28 protein-coding genes are annotated in these 26,038 nt (G+C 41.2%); 7 read left to right on the top strand and 21 right to left on the bottom strand.

Going from position 1 to position 26,038, the window contains the following annotated elements:
* Positions 1–38 precede the first annotated feature (38 nt).
* The 3 genes from WC788_06315 to WC788_06305 are packed head-to-tail and all read right to left on the bottom strand — an operon-like array spanning position 39 to position 2,577.
* Positions 39–1,070, bottom strand: coding sequence for a hypothetical protein (locus tag WC788_06315; GenBank protein ID MFA6097215.1), 1,032 nt, complete (start codon positions 1,068–1,070; stop codon positions 39–41).
* Positions 1,067–1,918, bottom strand: a complete 852-nt coding sequence (locus WC788_06310) for an ABC transporter substrate-binding protein (protein ID MFA6097214.1) — start codon at positions 1,916–1,918, stop codon at positions 1,067–1,069. The genes WC788_06315 and WC788_06310 overlap by 4 nt, the downstream gene beginning before the upstream one ends.
* Before the next feature lie 44 nt (positions 1,919–1,962).
* Entirely contained in the window at positions 1,963–2,577 is a 615-nt protein-coding gene (locus WC788_06305) for a LemA family protein (GenBank protein ID MFA6097213.1), read from the bottom strand.
* A 299-nt stretch (positions 2,578–2,876) separates the two neighbouring features.
* On the opposite strand from WC788_06305, the gene WC788_06300 reads away from it, so the two are divergent.
* Positions 2,877–3,179, top strand: coding sequence for a hypothetical protein (locus tag WC788_06300; protein MFA6097212.1), 303 nt, complete (start codon positions 2,877–2,879; stop codon positions 3,177–3,179).
* A gap of 100 nt (positions 3,180–3,279) precedes the next feature.
* Here WC788_06300 and WC788_06295 read toward each other — a convergent pair whose 3' ends face one another.
* Positions 3,280–3,525, bottom strand: a complete 246-nt coding sequence (locus tag WC788_06295; GenBank protein MFA6097211.1) for a hypothetical protein — start codon at positions 3,523–3,525, stop codon at positions 3,280–3,282.
* Between the two features lie 396 nt (positions 3,526–3,921).
* Positions 3,922–4,377 carry a hypothetical protein gene (locus tag WC788_06290; GenBank protein ID MFA6097210.1) on the bottom strand — a complete coding sequence of 152 codons (456 nt, stop codon included), beginning with the start codon at positions 4,375–4,377 and terminating at the stop codon, positions 3,922–3,924.
* 459 nt (positions 4,378–4,836) lie between these two features.
* Here WC788_06290 and WC788_06285 point away from each other — a divergent pair, with 459 nt between their 5' ends.
* From WC788_06285 to WC788_06260, 6 genes are all read left to right on the top strand, one after another.
* Positions 4,837–5,463, top strand: a complete 627-nt coding sequence (locus WC788_06285; protein MFA6097209.1) for a hypothetical protein — start codon at positions 4,837–4,839, stop codon at positions 5,461–5,463.
* A gap of 162 nt (positions 5,464–5,625) precedes the next feature.
* Entirely contained in the window at positions 5,626–6,264 is a 639-nt protein-coding gene (locus tag WC788_06280; protein ID MFA6097208.1) for a hypothetical protein, read from the top strand.
* Complete coding sequence (locus WC788_06275) at positions 6,257–7,087, top strand: nucleotidyl transferase AbiEii/AbiGii toxin family protein (GenBank protein MFA6097207.1); 831 nt, start codon at positions 6,257–6,259, stop codon at positions 7,085–7,087. Before WC788_06280 ends, WC788_06275 begins: the two co-directional genes overlap by 8 nt.
* Positions 7,088–7,508: 421 nt before the next feature.
* Entirely contained in the window at positions 7,509–8,147 is a 639-nt protein-coding gene (locus tag WC788_06270) for a hypothetical protein (protein MFA6097206.1), read from the top strand.
* A gap of 164 nt (positions 8,148–8,311) precedes the next feature.
* Entirely contained in the window at positions 8,312–8,806 is a 495-nt protein-coding gene (locus WC788_06265) for a hypothetical protein (GenBank protein MFA6097205.1), read from the top strand.
* A 598-nt stretch (positions 8,807–9,404) separates the two neighbouring features.
* Entirely contained in the window at positions 9,405–9,920 is a 516-nt protein-coding gene (locus WC788_06260) for a hypothetical protein (protein MFA6097204.1), read from the top strand.
* A 134-nt stretch (positions 9,921–10,054) separates the two neighbouring features.
* Here WC788_06260 and WC788_06255 read toward each other — a convergent pair whose 3' ends face one another.
* The 16 genes from WC788_06255 to WC788_06180 all read right to left on the bottom strand — a co-directional run bounded on the left by WC788_06255 (position 10,055) and on the right by WC788_06180 (position 25,880).
* Complete coding sequence (locus tag WC788_06255) at positions 10,055–11,053, bottom strand: pilin (protein ID MFA6097203.1); 999 nt, start codon at positions 11,051–11,053, stop codon at positions 10,055–10,057.
* Positions 11,054–11,184: 131 nt separating this feature from the next.
* A complete protein-coding gene (locus WC788_06250) occupies positions 11,185–11,463 on the bottom strand; it encodes a GIY-YIG nuclease family protein (protein ID MFA6097202.1) in 279 nt (92 codons plus the stop codon).
* 411 nt (positions 11,464–11,874) lie between these two features.
* Entirely contained in the window at positions 11,875–12,846 is a 972-nt protein-coding gene (locus WC788_06245) for a pro-sigmaK processing inhibitor BofA family protein (GenBank protein MFA6097201.1), read from the bottom strand.
* 277 nt (positions 12,847–13,123) lie between these two features.
* Positions 13,124–13,402 (bottom strand): GIY-YIG nuclease family protein, encoded by a 279-nt coding sequence (locus WC788_06240; protein ID MFA6097200.1) that lies wholly within the window; start codon positions 13,400–13,402, stop codon positions 13,124–13,126.
* A 170-nt stretch (positions 13,403–13,572) separates the two neighbouring features.
* Positions 13,573–15,432, bottom strand: coding sequence for a DUF87 domain-containing protein (locus WC788_06235; GenBank protein ID MFA6097199.1), 1,860 nt, complete (start codon positions 15,430–15,432; stop codon positions 13,573–13,575).
* Positions 15,433–15,487: 55 nt separating this feature from the next.
* Positions 15,488–15,859 carry a four helix bundle protein gene (locus tag WC788_06230; GenBank protein MFA6097198.1) on the bottom strand — a complete coding sequence of 124 codons (372 nt, stop codon included), beginning with the start codon at positions 15,857–15,859 and terminating at the stop codon, positions 15,488–15,490.
* 30 nt (positions 15,860–15,889) lie between these two features.
* The gene (locus WC788_06225; GenBank protein ID MFA6097197.1) at positions 15,890–16,564 is read right to left on the bottom strand and encodes a hypothetical protein; all 675 of its coding nucleotides are present in this window, start codon (positions 16,562–16,564) and stop codon (positions 15,890–15,892) included.
* Between the two features lie 55 nt (positions 16,565–16,619).
* Positions 16,620–16,991 carry a four helix bundle protein gene (locus WC788_06220; protein MFA6097196.1) on the bottom strand — a complete coding sequence of 124 codons (372 nt, stop codon included), beginning with the start codon at positions 16,989–16,991 and terminating at the stop codon, positions 16,620–16,622.
* Between the two features lie 31 nt (positions 16,992–17,022).
* Positions 17,023–17,475: a PrgI family protein gene (locus WC788_06215; GenBank protein MFA6097195.1), complete on the bottom strand. Its 453-nt coding sequence runs from the start codon at positions 17,473–17,475 to the stop codon at positions 17,023–17,025.
* Positions 17,476–17,581: 106 nt separating this feature from the next.
* Positions 17,582–17,947: a four helix bundle protein gene (locus tag WC788_06210; protein MFA6097194.1), complete on the bottom strand. Its 366-nt coding sequence runs from the start codon at positions 17,945–17,947 to the stop codon at positions 17,582–17,584.
* A 76-nt stretch (positions 17,948–18,023) separates the two neighbouring features.
* On the bottom strand, positions 18,024–18,806 hold the full coding sequence (locus WC788_06205; GenBank protein MFA6097193.1) for a hypothetical protein: 783 nt from the start codon (positions 18,804–18,806) through the stop codon (positions 18,024–18,026).
* Complete coding sequence (locus tag WC788_06200; protein ID MFA6097192.1) at positions 18,806–21,118, bottom strand: hypothetical protein; 2,313 nt, start codon at positions 21,116–21,118, stop codon at positions 18,806–18,808. The genes WC788_06205 and WC788_06200 overlap by 1 nt, the downstream gene beginning before the upstream one ends.
* 665 nt (positions 21,119–21,783) lie before the next feature.
* Positions 21,784–22,557: a hypothetical protein gene (locus tag WC788_06195; protein ID MFA6097191.1), complete on the bottom strand. Its 774-nt coding sequence runs from the start codon at positions 22,555–22,557 to the stop codon at positions 21,784–21,786.
* Between the two features lie 38 nt (positions 22,558–22,595).
* The gene (locus WC788_06190; protein MFA6097190.1) at positions 22,596–24,053 is read right to left on the bottom strand and encodes an SPFH domain-containing protein; all 1,458 of its coding nucleotides are present in this window, start codon (positions 24,051–24,053) and stop codon (positions 22,596–22,598) included.
* 582 nt (positions 24,054–24,635) lie between these two features.
* Positions 24,636–25,463: a 16S rRNA (adenine(1518)-N(6)/adenine(1519)-N(6))-dimethyltransferase RsmA gene (rsmA, locus tag WC788_06185; protein ID MFA6097189.1), complete on the bottom strand. Its 828-nt coding sequence runs from the start codon at positions 25,461–25,463 to the stop codon at positions 24,636–24,638.
* 45 nt (positions 25,464–25,508) lie between these two features.
* Positions 25,509–25,880 (bottom strand): four helix bundle protein, encoded by a 372-nt coding sequence (locus WC788_06180; protein MFA6097188.1) that lies wholly within the window; start codon positions 25,878–25,880, stop codon positions 25,509–25,511.
* Positions 25,881–26,038 lie beyond the last annotated feature (158 nt).

Below are 26,038 nucleotides of genomic sequence, written 5' to 3'. Positions count from 1 at the left end.
TTTTTATCCATAAAAAAAGGACAGTGCGTTCACTGCCTTTATTTTTTTGTTACGTTCGTCGTCTTAATCCAGGTTCCCATATACTCCGTGCGACCGCCCGAATTATCTCTGACCGGTAATTCTACCGATGAGACTGAATTTCCTTGAATGTACACATCCAATCCAAGTAGTTCTCCTTCCTTCCGTTCCCATGCCCATTTATTGTCTTTGCTGTAGAACCGGTAATTATAGACCTTAAAATCATATGATGTTATGGTCACATAATTGAAGTATTCCGTATGACGGTCCCACCAGCAAATCTCGTCATCACCAGATCCGCTGCAATGACGTTCTGTATATTCGTGGTCTTTCAGCTTCGTGGAAGTTGTTATGCCGAATTCTTTTGTGTATGACGGCAAACTGTCATTTGAGCCAAGCGACATTATGCCCACCGCGAAAAGTGTGAGGACCAAAATGATCGCTGGCAAAACAAGATCACTCGACTGGTAGCCATCTTTCTGTTTGTATAGCAACACAAACAAAGAGATCATAAATGCCCAGCCCATGATTATGTGAAAGTTATCCGCCACCGCCTTTCCGGTATTATATGCTCTCTCGTATGTCGCTGAAACTCCCAATTCTTTCTTCAGATCAAACGTCAGATTGTTCAGAGCCCTTGTTCTGTCATTCTCTATGCCAGCAAGAGATCTTGCCGAAAAATACGACAGATATGGTGTTCCGATCCGATCATGTTTTCTTCCGATCATTCCGAAAACGGAATTGTCCGGAAATATGAAGAAAGCTAAACCGGTTTCGGTTTTGGCATTTCCCACTCCGTGATCATTGAACCACTTCGCCATTTCCCTTTCGGTAAGATTGTCCTTTGGAAACACATACACGGTTTGATATCCCGTTTTCGCATCCAGCTTCCATAAGGAAGAACTCAGAAAGAGAGTATCTTGAATGCTCAAGGTTCCTCTTTCATCGTATATATACTTTCCCCTCGGGACCGTATTTTCTTGTGCCAACACCATAGGAATCGACAAAGAAACGACAAGGAACAGCATCAGATATGCGGTTATCGTTTTCATTTCTGACCGCCTCCGAAGTGCTTCTTGATCAATTTCTCATACTCCCCGTTCCCTTTCAGCTCTTTGATGAGCTCGTTGATCTTCGGGAGCAGTTTTTTCGGATCGCCTTTCTTCACGGCTATCCCATATTCCTCTTGAGTGTTGTTGATAACTCCAGCAACCACCATTCCGGGATTTTTCTTTTCAAGAGCGCGTGCGGCCGGTTCATCCAAAATGATCCCGTCAATATCGCCGGATCTCAATATCTGTAATCCGCTGTCGACATCGCCGAAGGATACATTGCCGGCAAGATCTACTTTTCCGAACAGATTTGCCGCTGCCCAGCCTTCATTTGTGGTGGATCCCTGATATCCCACCCTCATGCCCTTGAAATCGCCCGCGAATAATTCGTTTGCGATCTTGAACTTTCCATTTTCCATAGCTAGCACTGCCTGTGAAGCATTGTAATATCCAATTGAAAAATCGGATAAATTGCTTCTGCTGGAATTGCCGGAACTGATCGTAATGGCCGAAATAGCCATATCCGCCTTTCCGTCTTTCAATGCCAGGAATATGTCATCAAATTCAGGAACGTCCGTCACAATCACTCTTGTGTTGTATTTGTCCCCGAATTTATATGCAATATCGATATCCAAACCGGTGAATTCACCGCCTGCCAAGTCCTCAAAAGGAGGATATGGCAGATTGGTTACGACTGTGATGTTCTCTCTGGGGGGTGCATATATTGCTTTGCTTGTCGCAGGCACTAATAAATACAGCCCGACCAAGATCATTGCTATTATAGCCGAAATCACTATTTTCGAAGGTTTTCCCTTTCTTTCATTTCCGTAATCTCTGTCAAAATTCATAACTTCACCTCTTTAAAATAAAGGGATTGGGTTCTCCAATCCGATTAAACGTTTATCTTTGTGTCTGGCATTGCCTCTTCTTCGGCAGTGGCTTCAAATGTCTTTCTTGTCTTGAAGCCAAAGAAAGATGCCACGATCGATGAAGGCGGGTTTGTAACCTTTTTGTTATATTCGTTTACAACCGCATTGTAGTCGAGCCAGAAACCCGAGATCACATTCTGCCTCACAGAAATTTCATTCTGTAGCCGAATAAGCGCCTCAATATCTACATCAGGTACCGATTCCTGGCGGGCATTTATGATTATGCCTTCAAAACTATTCTGTGCCTCTCTGATAGCCTCAGCCATCTTTACAGGCGCGTCAGGATCATCTGAATTGTTACGAGCTTCGTTATATAGTTTCTCTGCCCGATCCAAACCTTCTCTGTTCTTCGCATAGTTTGTAAGAATCTTATCCTGAGCCTTGAAACTGGCTTCGGCAGCATTTATAAATGCAGGTATGACATCATGCCTGTCTTTCATTTTGACAGCGACATCACTTCTTGCCTTGTCCGCGTCGAGTCTTGCATTGTTCAGTCCGATATACATGCTCCATCCGCTGAATGCCAGTATAACCAGCACTATTACCGCTCCGATACCTATTGTTTTTGCATCTACCATGTTAATCACCTGTTTTCTTCTTTTTCTCCTTAACTATTCATTACTTTTATTCTTGTTCGTATACTATCGGACCGATGGAATTCTTGTGAATCCTTCGGTTGAAACAACGCCAAAAACCATTTAGCGCTATTTTAACCGAAAGATTATTTTTCAACGAACCTGAATATTTGCTGTTTAATTAGCACAGCAAACATAAAAGCATAGCATATAATATAGTTTTTGTCAATATCCCGGCTCATTTACTTTTATCCCATAATATACTATTCTTTATTCAGGATTTTCAGATCGGAGGTATAGAAATGGTTAACACAGTTTCCCTGAAGAAAAAAACCGGATGGACATTCATCGGCATAGGTCTTGTGATCGTGATAATGATGGGATTATACGTAAATGACGTGTATAGCGGGAAGCAAAACCTCGCGCCACTGTTTAAAAATGGCGCCCAGGTCGCCCAAGGAATGCAAATCCCTCCCGAACTGCTCAACCTGAACGGCTTGCTCGTTTATGGCATTTTGATGCTCTCGGTCGGAACCAGGCTCATGAATCTGGGATTTCAATTGATAAGGGAAAGCGAAATAGAAAGAGCTTACAAGAAACAATAAACTTGTTTCTTTTTTTATTTCGTGCGATATTCCCGGTCAAAATGAAAAAACTTCACTTATAAAAAGGAAGTAGGAAGTAAAATCAAAAAATATTTTTTGATCAATAATCTAATTTCATTCCGATTTTTTTCGCAATTTCCTGGATCCATCTTTCCTGACGATCGATCTTATGTGAAAACATCGCCATTTCCTGAAAATAAGCATCAGCCCTCTTGGCATAAGAGTCAATAGACAATTGAAGATTGCCGAAATCGCGTTTTAATTCACCCAATTCGCTCTTTGAAATCACCTCATCGCGAGTCGCGAAAACTTTTACCAGTTTTTGAACATCTTTGTCCGAAAGCATTGCAATAACCTATTCAAATTATATTTCTATTATACTCCACAAAAAACGAGTGTCAATTTCCCTTATCTTCAGATCGATCCAAGCCCACATAGTCTGTCTGTCTTGGACAAAGTGGATGGAGGGGTCCGAGGACGAAGGAGGTCCGCACCTCCAGCAGGAGATCGGATCCTCCGATAATTAATGAAGTTGTTCGATGTCTTCGCCGGTTCTTCAAGGATCTGATCTTGTGGACAAGGTGCAGACCTTGAACCTGAGAGAGATTTGCGTTCTTTTGCTTACCGGATTAATTCAAATCCACCCTAACCCTCCTTTTCATAAAGGAGGGATGAGATGTCACAACAAAACAAAAAACCACCCCTCAACCGGAAGTGTGGCATATTTCTAAAACGATAAACTCTATCTCGCCCTGACCTTTGACTCCAGTGCAGCGACTCTTCTTTCCAAAACCGAAAACTCTTCAGCATCAACCTTTTTCTTGAGAGAGTTTTTCACAAACTCCACATCAGTTTTGATGATTTCCACATCTTCCTTCAGTGAGCCTATCATCTCAGTGTGAAAATCAAGAGTTCTTGTGTGAGATTCGAGTGTTTTGGTATGCGATTCAAGTATTCTACCATGCGATTCAAGTGTTTCGGAGTGAGAATCTAGTATCTCAGTATGACGATCCAGCGTTTCTTTGATTGAACTATATTGTTCAGAGATCAGCTTCACGCTCGAATGAAAATCTTCCGAAATCACGCTCACATGCCGCTTGAAATCATCACTTTGCTCCTTTAGTATTTCTTTTAATTTGTTTTCATCGATATTCATGGCCTGTTTTGAAAGTAAGAATATTTCATTTATTATCTTCATTCTAATACAACTCAAAAGTTATTGCAATACAGTTTATTCTCAAATCCACCAGGTCTCCTCATCTTGTGCAGAAAGAGCGGGGAGATCCGGGGACGAAGGAGGTCCGCACCTCCAGCAGGAGGTCGGATCCTCCGATAATTAATGAAGTTGTTCGATGTCTTCGCCGGTTCTTCAAGGATCTGATCTTGTGGACAAGGTGCAGACCTTGAACCTGAGAGAGATTTGCGTTCTTTTGTTTATCAAATTAACTCAAAGCGACCTAGCCGCGCTTCCCAACTCACACACCCCTGCCCCTCTCAAGAGGGGATTATTAATAATAGAACAATATGGTCATGGAGCAATATCAAAAGATTCTTCAACAATTTGCCACTTTCCACATTCTACCCTCCACTTTCCAGCCGATAGTGTTTGCAAAACCCAGAAAACACTTTATGATGTTCGCATTGAGGATAAGACAAATTGATCCTTAAAATATGGAAAACAAAACAAAAAGGATGTGAAAAAGTGAAAATAAGAATGAAAATATTGGCAATATTTCTGCTTGCGGGAGCTTTGTTGATCTCGGGATGCGTGTCGGATAAAGACCCGGGAACAATATCGCCAAAAGTAACAGAAGTAGCAATTAGTGAGGCAAGTCCTGGCAGTTCGGGAAGTTCGGGCAACTCCGGAAACGTCGGTCCGGGAGTTACTGAAACGCCAAAGAACAGCGATGCGCAATCAAAAATAGAAGTTTTTAAGTCAGATAACTGGTATGATTTCTTTGAAGACTCGACGCAACCACAAACATTAGATCTCGGAGATCTTAAAATCAAAGTATACGCTGGCAAAGCTATTACTGTTGTTTCTGAGTTGAAACCAGATAATGCCAGGTTCTATCTGGAATATCAGTTTAAACTAAGAAACAAAAAGAGTTCTAAAACAGTTATGATGGAAAAATGTATAACAGAAGCAGGCGGAGGGAATTGCCCAGGGATCGATGCCATAAAAGAATGGGAATGGAGCGTTGAAATTACAAAAGTTAATGCTCCGCCCGCTCAACCAAATCCAACTGCAAGACATCCGGAAAAACTAATAAAGACGACTTAAATGCCGTCTCTTTTTTATGACAGTTTTAATCTTTACGACTCCAGCCACTTCGCAAGAATTAGGTGAGTGCACTCACCAAAATTTCAACTTAACAGAATTCCAAGCTCTTGACATTCGTTCACGTTTTGGTATAATTATTATACTATATCATAAACATATATAATGAACTATAATGATTTTGAGAAAATAAGCCAAAAGTTCCTTGTTTTCAGCAAAAATACGCTTCGATCGCTTGAAAGCGACCCTGAATCGCTGAATGCCAACATCAAATATTGGCTTAAAAACGGGAAACTCATTGGCCTGAAAAACGGCCTATACGTGCTAAGCGACCGATTCCGCATGGAAGGAGACAAGAACTCCTATCTCGAATACATCGCCAATCAAATGGTGATGCCATCCTATCTCTCAATGGAATATACGCTTTCCAAATATCAGATCCTGAGCGAACCGGCCAACGCCCTGACTTCAATGACCGTAAAAACAGGAAGGGAAATTGTGAACAAGCTCGGAAGCTTCCGCTATTACTCAATAAGCCCGAAGCTTTTTTGCGGATATTCCGTCAAATATTTTCAAGGCGCGCCCGTTCTTGAAGCCGAAAAAGCAAAAGCTCTGTTTGATTTTCTCTATCTTCGCTTTTTGAGCAAGCGTGAAATAAACCGAGAAGCGCTGGAAGATCTGCGCCTCAACTGGGAAAATATTTCCGCTTCCGACATCAAAAAAATGGAAGAATACATAAAAATATGCAACAACAAACGCATGAATACACTATTTAAACTCATTAATGAACAATATTATGCTTAAAGAGACCATGAAAACCCTGGTGCAGGAGAAAAAGAGAGCCGGGCTTCCTGATTTTGTGATCGCAAACTTCCTTAAAGAGGTCCTGCAATTTCCAGTTCTGAGCTATATATATAACAGCAAAGAATATAAAAACTTCATCTTCACCGGCGGATCGTGCCTTCGCATTTGCTATGGCTTGTCGCGACTTTCCGAAGACCTGGACTTTGACCTCGAAGAATCTGATTTCCGGACATTGGATCTGGAAAAAATGGGCACGGCACTTTCTGCATATTTTGAAAACAATTTCCTTATAGTTCCTTCCTTCCGGGTCCAGGGAAAAAACAGGCTCTATCTCAAATTCCCGATCCTGAAAGATCTTGGTCTTATTTATGGAGAAAAAAGCGATTTTCTCTATGTCAAAATCGAGCCGGAGATCAGCCAATTCGAAGTATTTGAAACCGAGCTTTCCCCAGTCTCTTCATTCGGCTTCAATTTTCTTGCCAAAAATTACACCCTAAAATTTCTGATGACCGGAAAGATCATGGCGATACTGGGACGAAAATGGTTCAAGGGAAAAAACAATGTTATCGACATAAAGGGACGCGACTTCTATGACCTATTCTGGTATCTCAGCAAAGGCATCAGTCCTGACTTTGCTGTCCTTGAAAAGGCTTTCTCCATCAAAGACGAGAATGAACTGAAACAAGTCCTGAAAAACAAAATCGAAAAGGAGGTCGATGAAAGAAAGCTCGCATATGATCTTCAGAATTTCTTTCCCGACCAATCTTTCGTGACTGATTTCTGCAAAAATTACAAAGAAATAATGAAAAAATATCTGGTCTGATCGAGATCCGAGGGCCCTGATTCCAAATCCACCTGGCCTCTTCCTCTTGTGTGGAAGGAACAGGGAAGTCCGAGAACAAAAGAGGTCCGCACCCCCTCAAAGAAGTCGGATCCTCCGATAATAAATGAAGTTGTTCGATGTCTTCGCCGGTTCTTCAAGGATCTGACCTTGTGGACAAGGTGCAGACCTTGAACCTCAGAGAGATTTGTGTTTTTTTGTTTATCAAATTAACTCAAAGCGACCTAGCCGCGCTTCCCAACTCACACACCCCTGCCCCTCTCGAGAGGGGACTTTTTAGTAATGGGACAATAGATGCCTCAATTCTTGACAAATCTCAAAAAAAACTTTATGCTGGTGGCATTGAGGATAAGACAAATTGATCCTTGAAATATGGAAAACAAAACAAAAAGGACGTGAAAGAATGAGAATAAAATTGAAAATATTGGCAGTATTTCTGCTTGCGGGAGCTTTGTTGATCTCGGGATGCGTGTCGGACAAAGGTCCGGAGACAATAGCGCCGAAAGTAGCAGAAACGGCCATCAAACAGCCAATTTCCGAAAATACTGGAATCACAGATTCCAACAGTTTAGATGATTCGAAAAAAATTGAAGGAAATACTCTCAACGGAATTACTGTCAAAGGCCTCCCCGTAAAAGAGCCCCTGGTCGGTGCATACAACAATAGAAGCTACGAAAATAATGTAGCGTATGTTCAAAAATATGCCAGTTTCAGAAGCAATGGTGTAGTGGAGGTTTATTTTACTGTCCCAAAAAATAAACTGCAAAACATCGCAATTGCAGTTGATGACAATCTAGTCCTGGATAATTTCAAAGCGGAAATTTCCGGAGACAATAAGATACTGACAGTTAATTCATATCTCCGTGATCTGCAAGGTGTGGTCAAACTCACAGTTGAGTCTGGAAATGGCGGCAAATGGAATAGAGGCGGTTCTGTAGAAGGAGTGAAGGGCCCACAGAGAAAATCCACCGTCTGGATGGCAGACAAAAGCGCTAATGATGAACTCTATAGAGTAAATATCAATATAAGGTTCTATCAATAAAGGGATAATAAATCCCTATTTTTTTAACTTTAGGACATTTTTAAACATTATTAACAAATCCCGTATCATCAACCTTTGACAAATTTAGAAAAACAATTTATGCTGATGACATTAAGGAAAGAATAATCAATCCTTAAAATATAAAACAAAAAGGACGTGAAAGAATGAGATTTAAAGCAATTGTAATTATGGCAGTTCTAATTGCTATATTTGCATCATTTTCAGGATACGCATCAAGCGCCATCCCGGCAGAAGAGGCAAATAAAACATCCGACATGACGGCTAAAACATTTGTCATCCAGCCAAAAATAGGAGAGGTAAATATAAATACGAGCAATCCGAGAACCTTAGCGACTAGAGATTATTTCGGAAATGCTATCGTTCTGGAAGAAGATAAATCCTTCGTCTTGGACTTCAGTGACTCTATCGTGCCAAATCCGCCTGCAACTTATCTGTACGACAATAATGGAGATGGAGTGACGGAAACACCTTTCAAAAACGGTGATTGGGCCCTCTTTACGATGATAAAAACAGATCCGCTTTATGAAGTTTGCAAAAAGGTTTCAAACGGGGAATCCTGCATATCAAAAATAAGTGCGATCGATAGCGCGGGAAACAGGGCAGAATTTGTTTTTAGTTCAACAACGATATATAAATAGCATTGCAATTGAAGAGTATAACATATACTCTTTTTTTATCTTTATTCCCCATCTTCTCCACAGGAAGTCCACAATACGAACTCTGCAAAAATTGACTCAACGTGGATTTCTTGCTATTTTGATGGTAGAGAAGAGAGTTTCAGCTTTTGCTGAAAAATGTCGTTCGTTAACAATTTTATATACAAAAGAAGTGCGATCTGGGAATATTACAAAGCAATCCGCACCTCCAAGCAGGAAATCGGTCCTCCGATTGCAAAGGATCAAAAAGATCCGATGCTGGGCGCTTCAGAGGACTGACCTCATAGACGAGGTGCAGACCTCTTGCGCTGTGGATAAAGGGGATTGACAAATGTCATATTTATGCTATTATATCCAGTTAGCTCATTTACAGTTCACAGAACAAATCCGACAACAAGTAAATCCAGCATGGTTTTTTGAAGGGTATAAAAATAGTCGAAAGTCAAAATATCCATAAAGCCGAAAGCTTTGCTTTAGAAACTTTAGACTTTAAGGACTTTAGACTGTTACATACCCGCTAAAAAACCTTGCTGGAAACAGGAGGTGATAAAGAAAGAAAACACAAGGAGCGTGAAAAAAAATGAACGAAACAATACGTAAGAGAGGAATAGTGATTCCGACATGGATGATTGGCACCGTGGCCGTAGCGCTCATAGCAGCGGCCGTACTAACGGCGCTGGGGACGTTTACAAATCCCACATCCATGCCCACTGTATTAAACAGCAAAACAGCAGCCGAAGGCGCATTTGTCGGTTTCTCGTATGAGAAACAGGACCTGAACAGCTTGGACGCAATAAAAGCATTTATAAACGGTATCGATACGAAAGATAAGACCGTATCAATAGATGCACATCGCAGGCCTCTTGTCAAAGTATCGGCAACAGACATTGCAGGATACAAATTCCTTGGATGGAATTTTGACGGAGTTGAGTCAAAGGATGATATCCAGAACCCAACAAAGACAACTGGGTTCTCTCCAGTTGAATATGCATTCGCATCCGGCGAAACAACGTCTATCGTAGCAATCTACGAAAAAACTGACAACACTGACGGCAATGAGCTGAAATTCGACCACGTAATAATAAATTGGGAATAAATTCCCAATTTTTTTTGTGAAGATAGGGTTATTAGTAAATATGTGGTGCTAAAATTATATTTCGCGCACTGCCAGAATCATAATCAGCAAATCCTTTACGCCATAGCCACAAGAATTCGTCGTTAAGCCCATTCTTATGGATATATTGCTTCATAAATAACAGTGTCCGCAGAACTTGCTCCAGTAACAGAGTCAGTCACTGTAAGCGTTGCTGTATAAGTTCCAGCGATAAAGACGCCACTTACCGGACAAAATCCTGTAAAACACGAGGGATTGTCAGGTGTGCCGTCGCTTTCAAAATCCCAACTGCACGTATAGGGATTTACAGCAAATGTTTTGTAAGCATCAAATGCCAAAGAATCCGTGCAAGGATTTTTTATGTATATAGTTGTCCTTTTTTGATCTACCACTCCTGAGACAAAACCTGTAATTCCTGTATTTCCAATTCTTGCATCAGCCTTTATACAATTTGCTATAGCGCAAGTCGCTTGACATGTAGCTGGCGGTATAGGCACAACATCCACTCCATTAGCACATAAACATTTTCCGTTATTCGGAGCTGTATTAAATTTCGGACTGGTCGTTTCATTCACTCCATCCCTGATACAACTATTCACCAAACCGCCGCAATGATTTCCGGCTTTGCATGCATCATTGCAGGCGGTCGGAGATGCAAAAACTCCCAAACCCACGTCATCATTGCACTTGCATATCGCGGCCGTATATTGCTTCGTACAAGATAAATATGAAGCATTTTTGAATCCCGATCCGGGTTTCTTTATGAACAAGACGTCGGGATTTATTGCGGCAACAATGATCCAGGCAAAAATGGCAATAACGAGACCGGCTACGGCATTTGAGATAATATCTTTTGCATCGCTAATCGCCGTTGAACTTCCCGCAGCAGTTATATATCTCATGCCTCCCACGATCATCATCATGACAGCAACTATTCCCACAATACTGACCATAAAATTATATAATCCCACCAGATACATTGAAAGATTTATGCTTCCCGCGGCGGTGAGCCCGGGAATCCTGACCATTGGGGTATATTGGGCAAAAGCAGGGTAAGCAAATGTGGCAGATGCAACAAGGAGAAGCAGGAGCAAGGTGCGTTTTCTGATAAACATAGTTTTAGATGTTAATATTATAAGTTAATTTTTAATTTCCAATTTTGGATTTTGAATGAAACCCTAATTTTCATTTGCTTAAACAATAATGTCATTCTGAATGAAGCAAAGCGAAATGAAGAATCCCGGTTTTATATCAACAAGTCTGCAAATTCGGGATTAATCCCTTCGATCAAATCTATCTTTTTCTTTCTTGTCCATCCTTTAATTTTCTTTTCGGCGGCAATTGCTTCTCCCGGAGAATTAAATTCTTCACAATACACTAATTTATCAACATTATATTTTTCTGTAAAACCTTTAACTAATTTGTTTTTATGTTCGAACATTCTTCGATTTATGTTATGTGTAATGCCGGTATATAAAACTGTATTTCTGCTGTTCGAAGCTATATAAACATAGTATTTATTCATACTATATTGTCTTGAGGTATTGTAAAAGCAAATATCCCTTCTATGCAATACTTGTCACTCTGAGCCCGCTCGCCTCGCTGTCAACCTTCGGCGAAGCGGGTCGAAGAGTCCCGTTACATAAGGCGCTATTTTTTTCTACTGGGATTCTTCACTTCGCTCCGCTCTGTTCAGAATGACAATGAGTCCATTTTTTTTGAACGTGATATCCATATTTAAATACGGGATCCTTCTCCGCCAATCGGCGGATCAGGATGACAACGGTTATTAATTTGAGTCTTGAAGTTAAGTACGATGCTTAGCTCAATTCAAAATTGGAAATTTTAACTCATCCGCTTCCTTCTGCCCTGCTCTTTAGTCAACATTGACTAGGTATTATCAAAAAATAATATCAGGATCTTTTTGCGATATTCTCTAAGCATATTTCATGGATTGTCCTTTTATTTCTCCCGTTTTTGCATAAACTTTTGAAAATCTTTTCAATTCTTGCTTCGCTTCACTTCTTTCTTTGCTATAATCATACCAGTTCCAGCATACCATAAAAACCGTAAATGGAAATAATTCTATAATTGGGATGGAATCAAGTATCAATCCAAATATGATATACCTGACAAGAATCTTCCAAAAAAACTTGCTATGTCCGCCACCTGCAAGCAACATCCAAAAAATATTTATGATCAATGAAAGAAGTGTGTTAATCAGAAAAATAATAAGCCAGCCTAGGATCGTTTCAATAAGAAGAGTGCCTACAATATCTAACGCGTCAACTATTATAGCTATCAGTAAAGTTACAATAAAAACGATCACCGCCCAATGCCCCCCTTGTTTCGCCTTTTCGCTCAACCTGGAGGCAATTTGATAGGCTGCTTCCGATACGCCCCGGCTGGCGATTTTTGACGCCACTCTCCCTTTCACTCCGCTCATTCTTGCCGATTTTTGGAATTCATGATTCATATGCCTCTCGGCTTCTCTTTGAGCTTCGCTTTTTATCCTTTGCGCTTCCTCATTTCTGCCGGCTTGGCTTTTGATACGATAATTATCAGCCGCAATGCCTCTTTTAATGACTTGGTCTTTAATTTCTCTTGTGGCTTCCTTTTTTGTATTTTCTTCCAGACCGCTTGCTATCTTTTTTCCAATATATGCCATTTTTGCGCCTTTCTCAACCTCTCCAATTCCGGTAAAATCCAAAGCCAGATCAGCTGCTCCTCCAGCGCCATGTTTCCACCTATCCCTGCCTGATAATTTCTCTCCGGCCAATGTTTTTCCCGCTGCACTCTCTGCCATTCTTTTAGCTCCACCAACAAAAGGAGTTGCATTCGCTACTCGATTAGCACTTTCATTTTTGGCAATTCTGGATACACCACTTTTTATTCTTCCACTTTCCATTTTTTATAGATAATAATATTACTCCCAAAACAGAGCTTAGCTGCAATTGCCGGCTTTCATCGAATCATCAATGAACCTTGATGATCTGATGGAAGACGAAAATATATTGAGTTATTTTCTTGTCTTATCCATAATTCGAATTTCGAGATTTTAGACTTTATATTTTATTAATTTTCAATTACCAATTCTCAAGTCTCAATCAAGTCTAGAAGTCTGATTTTTGCTTAAATAATGATGTCATTCTGAATGCAGCGGAGCGGAGTGAAGAATCCCGGTTTTATATCAACAAGTCTGCGAATTCGGGATTAATGCTTTTGATCAAATCTATCTTTTTCTTTCTTGTCCATCCTTTAATTTTCTTTTCGGCGGAGATTGCTTCTCCTGGCGAATTAAACTCTTCGCAATATACTAACTTGTCAACATTATATTTTTCTGTGAAACCTTTTACCAGCTTGTTTTTGTGCTGAAACATTCTTCGATTTATGTCATTTGTGATACCGGTATATAGAACTGTATTTCTGCTGTTTGAAGCTATATATACAAAATATCTATTCATATTGTATCATCTTGAAATCCTATATTAACAATGAATTGTGAAATTTATAGCGATACGAAATAATTGACGGGATCCTTCTCCGCCAATCGGCGGATCAGGATGACAACAAATTATCACTTTTTAATTTTCAATTGCAATTTTAACTTTTGAGTTTTTACTTTTGAGTTTTTTTACGCCACATCTTCCAGTTCTTTCTTTGCCTTTTCGATCTCAAGGAGCTGGGCGGGATCGGAAGTTATGATCTGATCCTCGGAATATGAAGCGACCACTTTGATCGCGGCGCGCTTTGCCCCTGCAAAGAATATCCCTTCTCCGACATTGCTTTCCAATAGCAAGAACTTCTCCTCATCCGTAAGATAGAATGTGTCCACGATGACCTTGATGGCGGCAGGGGACTGCTTCAGGAGAAGCTGGATCGAGGAATTGGTGACGATCGGCTTTCCATATCTCGAACCCATGAAGTCGGTGACGTCCTGGGTGATCGTCGTGAGGCCCAAGAAATATTTCCTGCATCGTTTTGCGATCGAAAAGAGAAATGAGGCCGCGTCTTCGTGCTGCATCATCCACCACGCCTCATCGACCACAAGCATCCTTCTTTTCCTTTCGGACCTGATCAGCGTCCAGATATAGTGCAGAATGAGATACATGGCGACCGGACGGAGCTCTTCTTCCATGTCCCTGATGTTGAAAACGACGAGGCCTTTGTCCACGCTGACATTCGTCCTGTGGTTCAAAAATCCTGCAAAAGTTCCTTCAGTGTATTTCTTGATCCTGGTCGAGAGGCTTTCTGCGCCGCTCATATTCTCAAGCACCATCTGCAGATCTGTCATTGTCGGAGGTTCAAGCTTCGCGAATTCCGCTTCCGGAGTGATGTCTTTTATGGCATAGGTTTCCGCAATGGCCTTGTCCAAGATCGAGTCTTCCTCTGCGGAAAGCTTTCCGAGCATAACCTTGAGAAGTCCGGAGACATTGGCGATCGCCGTACGAAGCACGTCCGCGGGAGCTTCATCCTCAAGCGCAGTCGGAAGATCAAAAGGATTAATGTGATGCTTCGCCGAAAGAGAGATCCTCATGAAAGTGCCGCCGACGGTCTCGCAAAGATGCTTATATTCATCTTCAGGGTCTATGACAATGACATCCGTTTCAACCATCAAACTTCGCAGTATTTCCAATTTGACCGTATAGCTTTTTCCTGCGCCGGACTTTGCGAAAATGACCATGTTCGCATTTTCCATCGAAAACCTGTCAAAAAGCACCAGACTGTTGTTGTGCCTGTTTATCCCATAGAGAATGCCCTGATTCGAAGTGAGATCGCTCGAAACGAACGGGAAAGTCGTGGAAAGGGGAGAAGTGTTCATATTGTTCACGATCATGAGCTTGTCGCTCGCCAGCGGAAGCGTCGAATTGAAAGCCTCCTCCATTTGCATTATCGCCGGCTTCACATAGATGAGCTTTGCCTCAAGGATCGCCTCTATCTGCGTCTCAACCTTCATCAGTTCGTCTTTCGTATCGCCATAGATTGTCATATAGAGCCCGAACTGGAAAAAATGCTCGATACCCTGCTGGAGGTCATCTCGGAGATTCTCAACGTCCTGATATGCGGTCTCGAGGATCGGATCCCTGACCATTCCTCTTTCCTCGTTCATGGAGATCTGCGACTGGATCTGCGTTACAACCTTGAGAAGATGCCTCAATATCTCCGCGCTGCTCTGCGGATGGATGAACATCGCAATGTCGAATGTCGCGTCAAGATTGACGATCGGGGAGAACCAATTCGTCTGCAAATATCTCGGATAGGCATAAACGAAGAACGTCGCCGCCATTTTCCGGTTTATCATCACATAATCCGCTTCGATCCTGAAAGCGGCGGGAGCGATGATGTCCTTTACGGTCGTAAGTCCCTGCTTGTATATCCTCTCCGAAGCGATCACAGCGCTCGATTCGCCTGTTGCGGTTCCTTTCTTCGGCGAAGCGGAATTATTTTCTTTTGCCTTATTTCCGGATGGCAGCAAACTGCTGAAAATTGACATATTTCAAATTTAAAATTTAAAATGAAAAACGAAAAAATATTATATATAAGATGGACTATCTTTTGTTCTTCAGCGTGATAATGCTTGAGCCCAGTATGTTTGAAATTTCTATAAGCTCTTTCAATAAAGCTTCAGCCTCTTCTTTTCCAGCCTTTTTGCTATCTCTTAAGATCGCGATCCAGAACTTGCTTTCATTGGCCGATTTTAAGGAATAGTGGAAAAAGTTAGTAAAGTCCTTCTTTGAGCTTGCCGCTTGTGCTTCGATATAGTTTGCGCCGATGCTTGTGCCGCTTCTGAGGAGCTGTTTGGCGATTATATCCGTAGCTCTGTCGGAGGGCAGGTTATCTATGAATTTTATCAGATTCAATATGAAGTTGTAGATTCGCGCCTTAAATTCATTTTTAAATTTTTCTCTGTCGTTTTTCATTTTTAGCTTTTCATTTTTCAATACGTAAGTTTACTCCACCGCAAGGTCAAGTTCTTCGATGTCGGCCAGCCCTTTCTTGTCCGCGAGATCGGGGTTATAGAGATTATAATACAATTCAATAAGTTCCTGCGTGTTAAGCATTGTCATTCGAAGCCCAGTTCCGCTCAGATTCTCGATTATATGATCGACCCTCTGAAAAAGCTGATCTCTATATTTTTCAAAAACTTCCCTGCTGGAAATGATCTGTGTCGCGGTTGAAGACGCTTTCAGTTTTGAAAGCCCGCCTTCTTTCGTTTCAGCGGCGGAGAAGGGAACAACGATATAAAAAGTCTTGCTGACAATGTTCGCCATTTTGACCAGCCCCTGGATGTATTCGATATAGCTTGCGGTCTGCATTCGCAGGAGCTCATTCGTCTGCCTTTTCTCCGTTTCTCTCAGAACGTCCAGATAATTCTCAATATTGAGCTTCCTTGAGTTGATGAGGATCTGGATGGAAAAATCCAAAGAATTCAGAAAACTTTGGAAATGATAGATGATCGCATCCTGCTCATCGATGGATTTCAAGGCGAAATTTATCGAGGACACCATGAGAACAGCCCTCAAGTTTCCGTTTTTCATCACGACAACGCTATCCTTTATCTCGGCTATTTCAAGATATCTTTGGGTGCTGAGACCCTTAACCGGTTTTTTTTCAGGAGTTGACATATTTCAAATTTAAAATTTAAAATGAAAAACGAAAAAATATTATATATAAGATGGACTATCTTTTGTTCTTCAGCGTGATAATGCTTGAGCCCAGTATGTTTGAAATTTCTATAAGCTCTTTCAATAAAGCTTCAGCCTCTTCTTTTCCAGCCTTTTTGCTATCTCTTAAGATCGCGATCCAGAACTTGCTTTCATTGGCCGATTTTAAGGAATAGTGGAAAAAGTTAGTAAAGTCCTTCTTTGAGCTTGCCGCTTGCGCTTCGATATAGTTTGCGCCGATGCTTGTGCCGCTTCTGAGGAGCTGTTTGGCGATTATATCCGTAGCTCTGTCGGAAGGTAAGTGGTCGATAAATTTTATCAGATTCAATATGAAGTTGTAGATTCGCGCCTTAAATTCATTTTTAAATTTTTCTCTGTCGTTTTTCATTTTTAGCTTTTCATTTTTCAGTTGCCAAAAATCATCTTCTCACCGCTTCGTCCGGCCTCTCTTTTGCCTCATAGGGAACGCTCACCGCAGTGCTGGTGTCGAGAACCCAGGCAAGTTCGCGGATCTTGCTTCTTGTGACAGTCTTAGCCTCGACTTCCACGGTAGCCTTTTTCTTCTTCTGTACTGTTTTGAAAAAGCTTCCTTCATTCTCCCTCCTCCAGACATAAAGACGATTCGATGAGAAAAACTTCATGAAATTCGAGAGATATTGGGCAACGGTGATGCCTTTCGGCTTATAGAAAGCGAAAACCAGCGTAAGCGGAAGAATGATGACAACGGCGACGAGAAAAAATCCCAGAGTGAAGAACGAGAAGATCAGGATCAAAAATCCTCCTCCGATCATCATATACAGAGTTTGTTTGCCGGTAAAAGGACCTACTATCTTGTCTTCAACGTCGATAAATTGCGGTACGCCGTACTGCATAAATTCTATTGTTAAATTGTTATATCGTTAAATTCATTGCTTATGTCTTCAAAAGTAAAGATACAATAACCAAGCTACAAGGATACAAACAAATCTCAATGATCAATTATCGAACAGGATTGTTATTTTTTACCGTTTTGCCGATTATTGCTGATAGAATATTCTTCAATTCAGTTGCTTCTTGTTTTAATTCTGCCATTCTTGGTTTCAGCTCAGGATTCGCTTCTTCAACCAGTTCCAGCCAATGCATCGTTTCCTTTGCTTCTTTTCTGGCTATTTTAAGCCTGAGAATAAAGTCCTTTTTCCCCAAAGCATCATTTGCTTCACGATAATTTGCGCCGACGGAACCAGCCGAACCGACAACCTGTCCGCTTAATCTATTGTTAATTGAATCTTTCGGTAATGATCTGCATAAACGAACTACTCTTTTCGCGAATTCAGTTGTTCTTCTTTCTAAATCAAAATCGTGCATAATTGATTATTGAAATTTGGTTGTTGATTATTGTCTGGTTATTGTATCTTGTGTCCTTGTATCTTATAAATATATTTTACTCTTCAGCAATTTTCGAAAAGTCGATCTTGACATGCTTGGTGGAATAGGGGAGGGGTATTTCTTCATCAAAGGATTTCAAAACCAAACCCAATTGCCTTCTTTCTTCCTCATTCATATTCTTTGTGTTCTTGTCGTGATAGACATAACTGACCCGATCAAGATTCGAGTGCATGCGATATCCCGCCTTTTCCATATAATCTTTCATCCAGTATTTTATTTCCGGTTTCATAGGCACATCGCTTCCCTGAACGATGATCGACTCCTGCGATCCGATCCGCTGGGATTGAACCTGAGGATATTCTTTTACAAGTTCAGCTATCGGAAGACTCACCATCATGTCTTTTTCCGCTTCTTCTTGCTCTCTTTCTTCAGCCTCTTCCATTTCTTCCATTTCCTTCTCTCTTTTGAGCATCTGCTGATCAATGCTAATCGGATTCGTTTTGGGGATCTCCCCGCCAAGTTTGACGATCACATCTTCAATGCCAGGGAAAAAATCTTTCATCGGGAATAATATCTCGCAAAGAACGATCAATGTGACGTCTTTCGCCTTTTTATCATCAATCCCAAGTTTTTTTATGAAATCAAAAACTTCTTCTATTCTTATTTCTTTCAAAACTATAAGACCGATTATATCTTTCAAATTATCCATTGTTTCTTCATTCTGGATATAGTCATCAATTATTTTTTCGATAGCCTCAGAACTATAATCACTATAAAGACTATCCAACACGAAAGCCGGAAGGGTGTTTTTGATTTTATCTTTAATTTCTTTTTTCATTATATTTTACTATTTATTTTATTCAGTCTATCTGTTAATTTTTGAGCATCCACCAGCTGATTTCCGCGATAAAAATTATTAGTTCCTGCTTGTGCCCTTACAATCGCTTCTTTCATTGATTTAAGCTGTTCCGTATCGCCAAATTTGGCAATATGGTCAATATTAGCATCTGAAACCATGTGCCCATATTCCTCAAAGAAATCTTTATTCAAATCAAGGAATTGATCCTTGGACATGCTATCCATGACTTCATTTACAACGTCCAAATTAACAACCGGCCTGTTGTTGATGTTTGGCGCATATTGAATTTGACCATTTACAACTCCCGTCATCTGTTTCATGGCTTCCACTTTATCATCTGGACTTGCAAGGCTTGCAATCTCAACCTGTTTTTTTTGTAAATCAGCAGGAGATAGCGTTGCATATTCCACTGCTAATTTTTTCTCTTTATGCTTTGAAAGGCTTGATTTTTCTTCTTGTGACTTGTTGTTTATAAATTCATCATATTTTTTCTTGCCAATCAATCCTTCCAATTCCTTAGCAACGGTCTCATTTGCGAGAGCATCGCTCTTTATGTTCTTATAGTTTCCATCCTGGACAACTTTTTTGACTTTTTCCCTTATGTCATCATCTTTCGTCAACATATCAGGCCTGTAGGTCTCCAAAGTGCCCGTGTCATGTCCATAAGCCTTTGCCCGATTATAATCGCTTTCAAATTTCTTCTTATCAAACACCTGCTGTCCGTTCACTTCTTTCTCATAACCCATCTTCTGCAATCTTGCATCCGTCAAACCCTTGCCGGAATCCTTTGCAAGCAAATTAAACATAGCCTGCTGAGCATCTGCTTTTGCTTTTCGATCGATCGAGAAGCTATCGACATATGATTTCTTATCTTTGTCGGAAAGATTTTCCATGATCTTCTGATGCTTTGCAACATCTTCCTTTTTCTGTACGGCCTTGTCAGCTTCGTATTGAATGAATATTCTTCCTGTGCCAAGGGGCAGTTTTTTCAATCCGCCGCTTAATTTATCCACCGCTGCTTTGTATCTTCCGTTCTGGCCCATACCGTAAGCATGTAACCTGCTCGCCGGTGCTTCAACCGCTTTCTTTCCCCATCCTCCTGCAAGCTTCGTCGCGCCATAGCTTGCCATGGCCACAGTGCCAAGACCGAGCGTTCCGCCGATCAGTCTGCTCGAACCGGCAATTCCCAGTTTCTGAGTGATCGGAATTGCCATCCAAAGCATCATCAGCGCGATAACATTCGGAATAAGCTTCGGGATGAGTCCTTTCACGGCTTCGATCTGCGCATATCCGGCAGGAACGACTGCCGCAGGATTGTAATTGTTTGTAAGTTCAAAGGCCATGGTCGCGGATATGAAAACGAAGAAAATGAATATCGGACCGAAAAGAGAATATTTCATTATGGATCTCCACCAATCGCTGGAATAGTGCCTTGTCCCCGGAAAAATATTCGCGAAAAAGGCAAAAGGAGAGAGGATCATCAGAACAGCGAACATCAGCAGTCGGATAAGAAGGAATCCCGCCATCATGATATAGGTGAATCCGAGCATGAAAGAATAGGCGGCCGCAAAAAGAATAGCTATGGCCGAATCTGCCGTAATGTTCGTTGCACTTGCATTGAAATATTCATTGAAATAATCCACGATCGAAGTGAGGCTGCTTCCTCCTCCCGTCGTTCCGGAAAAATCACCCATCCAGCCCCTGATCTCATACATAAAAACCTGTCCGAAATCGATCACGAGCTTCGTGATCTCCATGCTGAAATTGATCATAAAGATCGCGATCAGAAACTTCGGAAGTATGACTTTCGCGCTATATTCGCTGATCCGAAGTACTGTTGCGAATGCTACGATGAGCAGGAAAAAAATGAAAAACATGTTGCAAAAATCCCTGATAGTTTCCCATCCGATCTTGATGGCTGTGGAATCAACCAAAACCGCCTTGTATATTCCCTGGTCCATCATGAGATCGACGAGCCACGCTCCAAAATGGACCAGCTGTCCGGCTATATTCAGGGCAAAGTTGCCGAGATTATAGACGATCAAGTTAAAACCGAATAAAATTGCCTCCAGTATTTCTTCTCCAACGCCCCTCAGTGTCCATGTCCATGGTTTGTACCATACCGCATTTGCCATATGAACAGGCAAGGCCAGCATGGACACAAAAACAAAAAGCATCTTCAAAACTGAAATATGCTTTCCCTTTTTTCCGGTTACTTCGCTTTCTTTGATTTTTCCAAAGTTGAAAGAATGCATCATATTTTTTATTTTTTCTTTTAAATTTATGTTCATAGTATTATAAAATAAATTAGGTCGGAAATGAACATTACGGTTTTATTTTTGTCTTTGAAAACTTCCACTTCAAAAAATTTCGCACCTTCGCGCTCGCATCGTAACTGGCTTCATTATAACACAAAATCAAAAAGAAAGAAACAGGCTTATATGCTGAATAGTCCACACTGATCCGTCAGAACTGCTTCTCGGTTATTTATGATAGATTGGACAAATTCCGGCTTTAATTTCAAGGTTTAAATTTGTCATTAAAGACAAGACGAAGCTCTCGCATAGTACCGAAGTAACCTAATTAATTCCTGATGAAATAGCCATAAATTTCGTCATTGCGAGGAGTAACAACAACGAAGCAATCCCAAAACTAAGCCGATAAAACTCTTATAATAAAGCATAATTTGCATAGAATAGGGATTGCCACGGCTCTGATGAGCCTCGCAAAGACACCTGAAATTACCGCTATTTCAACGGAAACTAATTAGCGCTGTGAGTATTTGTCATGGTGAACCTGCTTGCCTTGTCGAAGTATTGGCGAAGGCAGGTCGAACCATAACGGCTACCCTCCGGCCCGCTTCGCCGGATGCTGACAGCGAGGCGAGCAGGCAGGCGCACACACCGGCTGATACCAAGGCTTTTTTCCCCAATAAAAAAAGTAGGAATTGTTATTCCTACCAGTTTCTGCGCAAAATCATATTGCTGAGTTCAACGTAGCTGTTTGGAGCCACATATACCTCAAGCTCTATGTCATGCCTTATCGGATCTTTGCGAGGAAGATTTCCCTTGCTCACGACTTCCTCACTCGTCCCGTTCTTGATCCAACCGCGATAATCGCTTAGCTTGTATTTATTCGAATACCCGAAGCTATAGTTGGCCGGAATTGAAACCTCTTGAAAACGAATGCTATTCTTCAAATTGTCCGCATCAATATATGACACCTTCAACGTCGAACCTCCTTTTGGAGAATATACATCGGCCCCGAATGCAGGCCAGCCTGTCACAGTTTCCTTTGTTCTGATGATGAAAGTCGTTCCGGTTGTCGCGCCTCCGGTTGCAAGCTGGATCCCATAGGTGCCGTTGTTATTCACTATTCCAGCGCCTTCCTGGCTTTCAACATAGATCACGCTATTCAATGGACCTTTATTTTCCGACGTATCCATACTCATAAGATATGAAATGAGAAAATACAGGATCACGGCAACAAGTGCAACAAATAACAAAGTTTTGAAGATCTTGCCAAAATTCAGCTTAGCCGCTATCCCTTCACCCGCGGGTGTTCCTCTTTTTGCGTTTATGTATCGGACAATCTTCGGGCCGATCACCAGAATAGCCATCAGTACAATTGCATTAACTATTCCAAGAAGATAGACCAGCACCGCGAACAAAAGGTAGAAGAGAACCATTTTTTTGGCTTTTTTTGACCTTTCCGGATCATTGTCTGACATTCCATCACCTCCTGATCTTTTGTATCAAAGATCCTTTTCTATTGTTTTTTCTCCGTCTCAATCACGTTTTTATCGGTTTCGGAAACTTCCTCTTCCTTCTTGGCTTTATTCTTTTTCTTATACCCATTTCTCTTATTTTTTTCTTTATTCTCCTTTTTTTCAACCGCTTTCGTATCGGTTTCTTCTTTTTCTTGTTCGCTATCCTCGCCTTCCTCCTCAGATCCCTCTTCCTTCTTCTCTTTTTTCTCAGGCTTCTGCTTTTCTTTTCTTGCAGCGGAATCCGATCCGGTTCTGAAAGCCGCTCCCATTCTGGCCGCGATCTCAAGCGGAATAGATTCATCTTTCCCGCCGGACAAAACCGAAATATTGTCAACCGATTTTGCCACTTCCATTGATGCCTCCCATTTCATGACATCCGCGCGTGACAAGCCGGAAGACTTTTTCCCGACAACTCTTGACTTTTTCTTGTTGCCATCCGCATGGTCCGTATATTCTTCCTTGATTTCCTCGTCAGACGCAATAGCATCCAGCCTGTTCCTTGTTTTTAAGCCTTCTTGCTCGCCTATTTTTGCATCAACTATTGCCACTTCGAGCAATTTATCTTTTTCTTTCTTGGTCTCAACTGCTATCTGGATCTTGTTTCGTGCTTCTTCAAGTTTCTTGGGCAGTTCAATTGAAGAAAAAGCGACCTGCTCAAAGATTATGCCATATTTCTCAACGCTTTTATTGCATTCATCTAATGCCTTGGAAATGATCCCTGCTCTGAATTCACCGACTTCTTGTTTCCCAACCGACCTTGCTTCTATGGCTTCGTCGATCGTATATCTGCCGCATACGCCTCGAATAGCAGCTTCAGCCTTTATCGCCGCAAAATACATCCAGTTCTCGGGAAGCTTGTCAAATCCCATATCCCTTTCTGTCTTTTCAATTGCGGCTATTTCTTCATCGGTGATATATATTCCGAAACCCAATTCATAGGAATCATATGCTCTGCATATCAACTTGATGTTCACACCTATAGTTCCGCCCTTGAACTCCAACCGAGCTGAATCTGTTTTCATATAGATATCAAACATTTTTGTGGCGGCAAGCGTCAGTTCCCGTCCGACTTCCATAATATATGGAACGATCAAATGCAGGCCCGGACCAAGAGACTTGTAGTACCTCTTAAAAGCAAGAAGCAAATATCTCTTTTTTTCCGGAACCATAACTATGATCATTTTCATATATATCGCATAAGCGAATGGAAGAAGAAGAATTATTCCTAGCCCGATATTCTGGCTGTTCATTCCGCTGAATATGCCATATATGGTTATGAGTGCGATTCCCGCGCCAATCGTAAGACAAAGAAATACTTCCACAACATATATAACCAGATATTCATACCATCGCAGCTTCGCTTCTTCTCTGTCACTAACCTTTTTTTCTTCAGTATCTTCATTTATTTTTCCCGATGAAAGCGCTATACGCCCCGGGTTTTCCTCTGGTAATGCCATATCAATCACCTCTAGTGTTTTTTCTGTTCATAATCGATTCCGCGTGTTTTTTCAAACTATTATCCGCTATCTTCATCATTTCACCTTCATTATTAAGTTTTCAATGACCATTCTTTTTTTGCATGACATGAAAAAAACCATGTCTTATGCATTCATTTCTTCGGAATGATGGCTGAAATACCTGTTTTGGTACTATTCTTCCATTATCCGAACAAAGTATTATAAACTGAAAAAATGCTTTTGTCAAGCACTTTCGGAAACGAAAAGATTAGACCTGGAACAGAATCGATTCCATCAAGATTTGCACAGTTTCTGTGTATTTTTCCCGTAACGACAAGTTGCGACTTGTCGTTATGAACGATGTTTGTCGCTATAATCTAACTGAAATTATGTTTCTTAGGGATACAAAACAATACAAAAACTGTTGATTGAAAACGGGATTGCCACGTCACTCTACTGAGTTCCTCACAATACACCAGGACGCAAATAGAAAAACAGCCGACACGGGCCGTTTGGCAATAGAACAACCGATAGAAAAGACACACCCCTAACCCCTCTCAAGAGGGGAATATTGAGTTGCCGTCAAAACATTTCCATAACTCTTTCCCAGTCCTGAAGCGAAAGTTCCTGCGCGCGGGCATTCGGACCAATGCCGATAGCCGAGAGTTTCTTTTCGACTTCGCTCTTTTCAAGATGGAGTCCGCCGGAAAGATTGCTCGATAGCTTCTTTCTTTTTGAAGAAAATCCGATCTTTATCATCCTGAACATCTTCCTGTAATATTCATCGCCCTTATCTTTTCTGATATTTTTGATCCTGATTATCGCGGAATCGACTTCCGGCGCAGGATAGAAAGAATCCCTTGTGACAAACGAAATGATCTCCGGCTCGCCATAGATCTGGACCGAAAGCGAAAGCACGCTGTGTTTTCCCGCTTTCTCGCATATCCTTTGCGCAACTTCTTTCTGCACAAGGAGCACCATCAATTCCGGCTGTTTTGAAATCTCCAGAAAATACTTGATGATCTTCGAGGTTATGTAGTAGGGGATATTCGCCACCAATTTATACATCTGTCCCTGGAAACTCTTCTCGGCAACTTCATTCACATTGAGTTTCAGGACATCGCCTTCGATGATCTCGACATTCTTGAATTTCCCCTGAAGAAGTTTTGCAAGTGACTTGTCTTTCTCGATCGCCACAACTTTCCCGCTTCTTTTTGAAAGCTCCTGCGTCAGAGTTCCAAGACCCGGACCGATCTCCAGAACATGGTCTTTTTCGCTCAACTCAGCCGCATTTATGATCTTCTCCAGCGCCATTTCGTCAATCAAAAAATTCTGACCCATGACCTTGTTGGGATGAATACCGTATCTATTGAGAAGCGCATTTATTTTTTCATTGGATGAATCGAACATGGTAATCAATTTTAAATTTTAATTGAATTTCTAATGTCTAAATTTTCACTTTTTGTTCCTTTCGTCCAGAGTGAGCACGATCTTCGAAAATATCAAGGTCAGCTCCTGCGCCTCCTTCCATAATTTTCTACATTGATCTTTTTGGCCAGGATTTGCCACGGACATCAGCTGAATCCAATATTTCGTTTCCTTAGCTTCTTTTTTACAAATACAAATCTTATTCCTGAAATCTTTCTTTGAGCTGGCGCCATTTGCCTCACAATAGTTTGCGCCTATGCTTGTTGCGGATCTTATTAGCTGTCCGATCAACTCATTATTAACCCTATTGGCCGGCAGTTTATTTACAAAAATTATCATTTCCTCCCCGAATTTTAAGGTTCGCTCTTCCAAATTATAATTTTCCGAAGTTTTATTCATTTTAAATTTAAAATTGATTTAAAATTTATCATGTGAATTTCCCTGTGGCAGAGACCACAGGGCGTCCAGTTAAATCTCGAACAATCTGAGCTGTTTAATATCTTCTTTCCTGCCCTGCTTGATTATGTATTTTTCAATGATAGCCTTATCTCCTTTCC

Source organism: Candidatus Paceibacterota bacterium (assembly GCA_041661265.1).
Taxonomy (GTDB): domain Bacteria; phylum Patescibacteriota; class Minisyncoccia; order JAHIHE01; family JAGLIN01; genus JBAZUT01.
The sequence above is the reverse complement of the archived record's forward strand: the minus strand, read 5'-3'. Positions and strand labels throughout refer to the sequence as shown.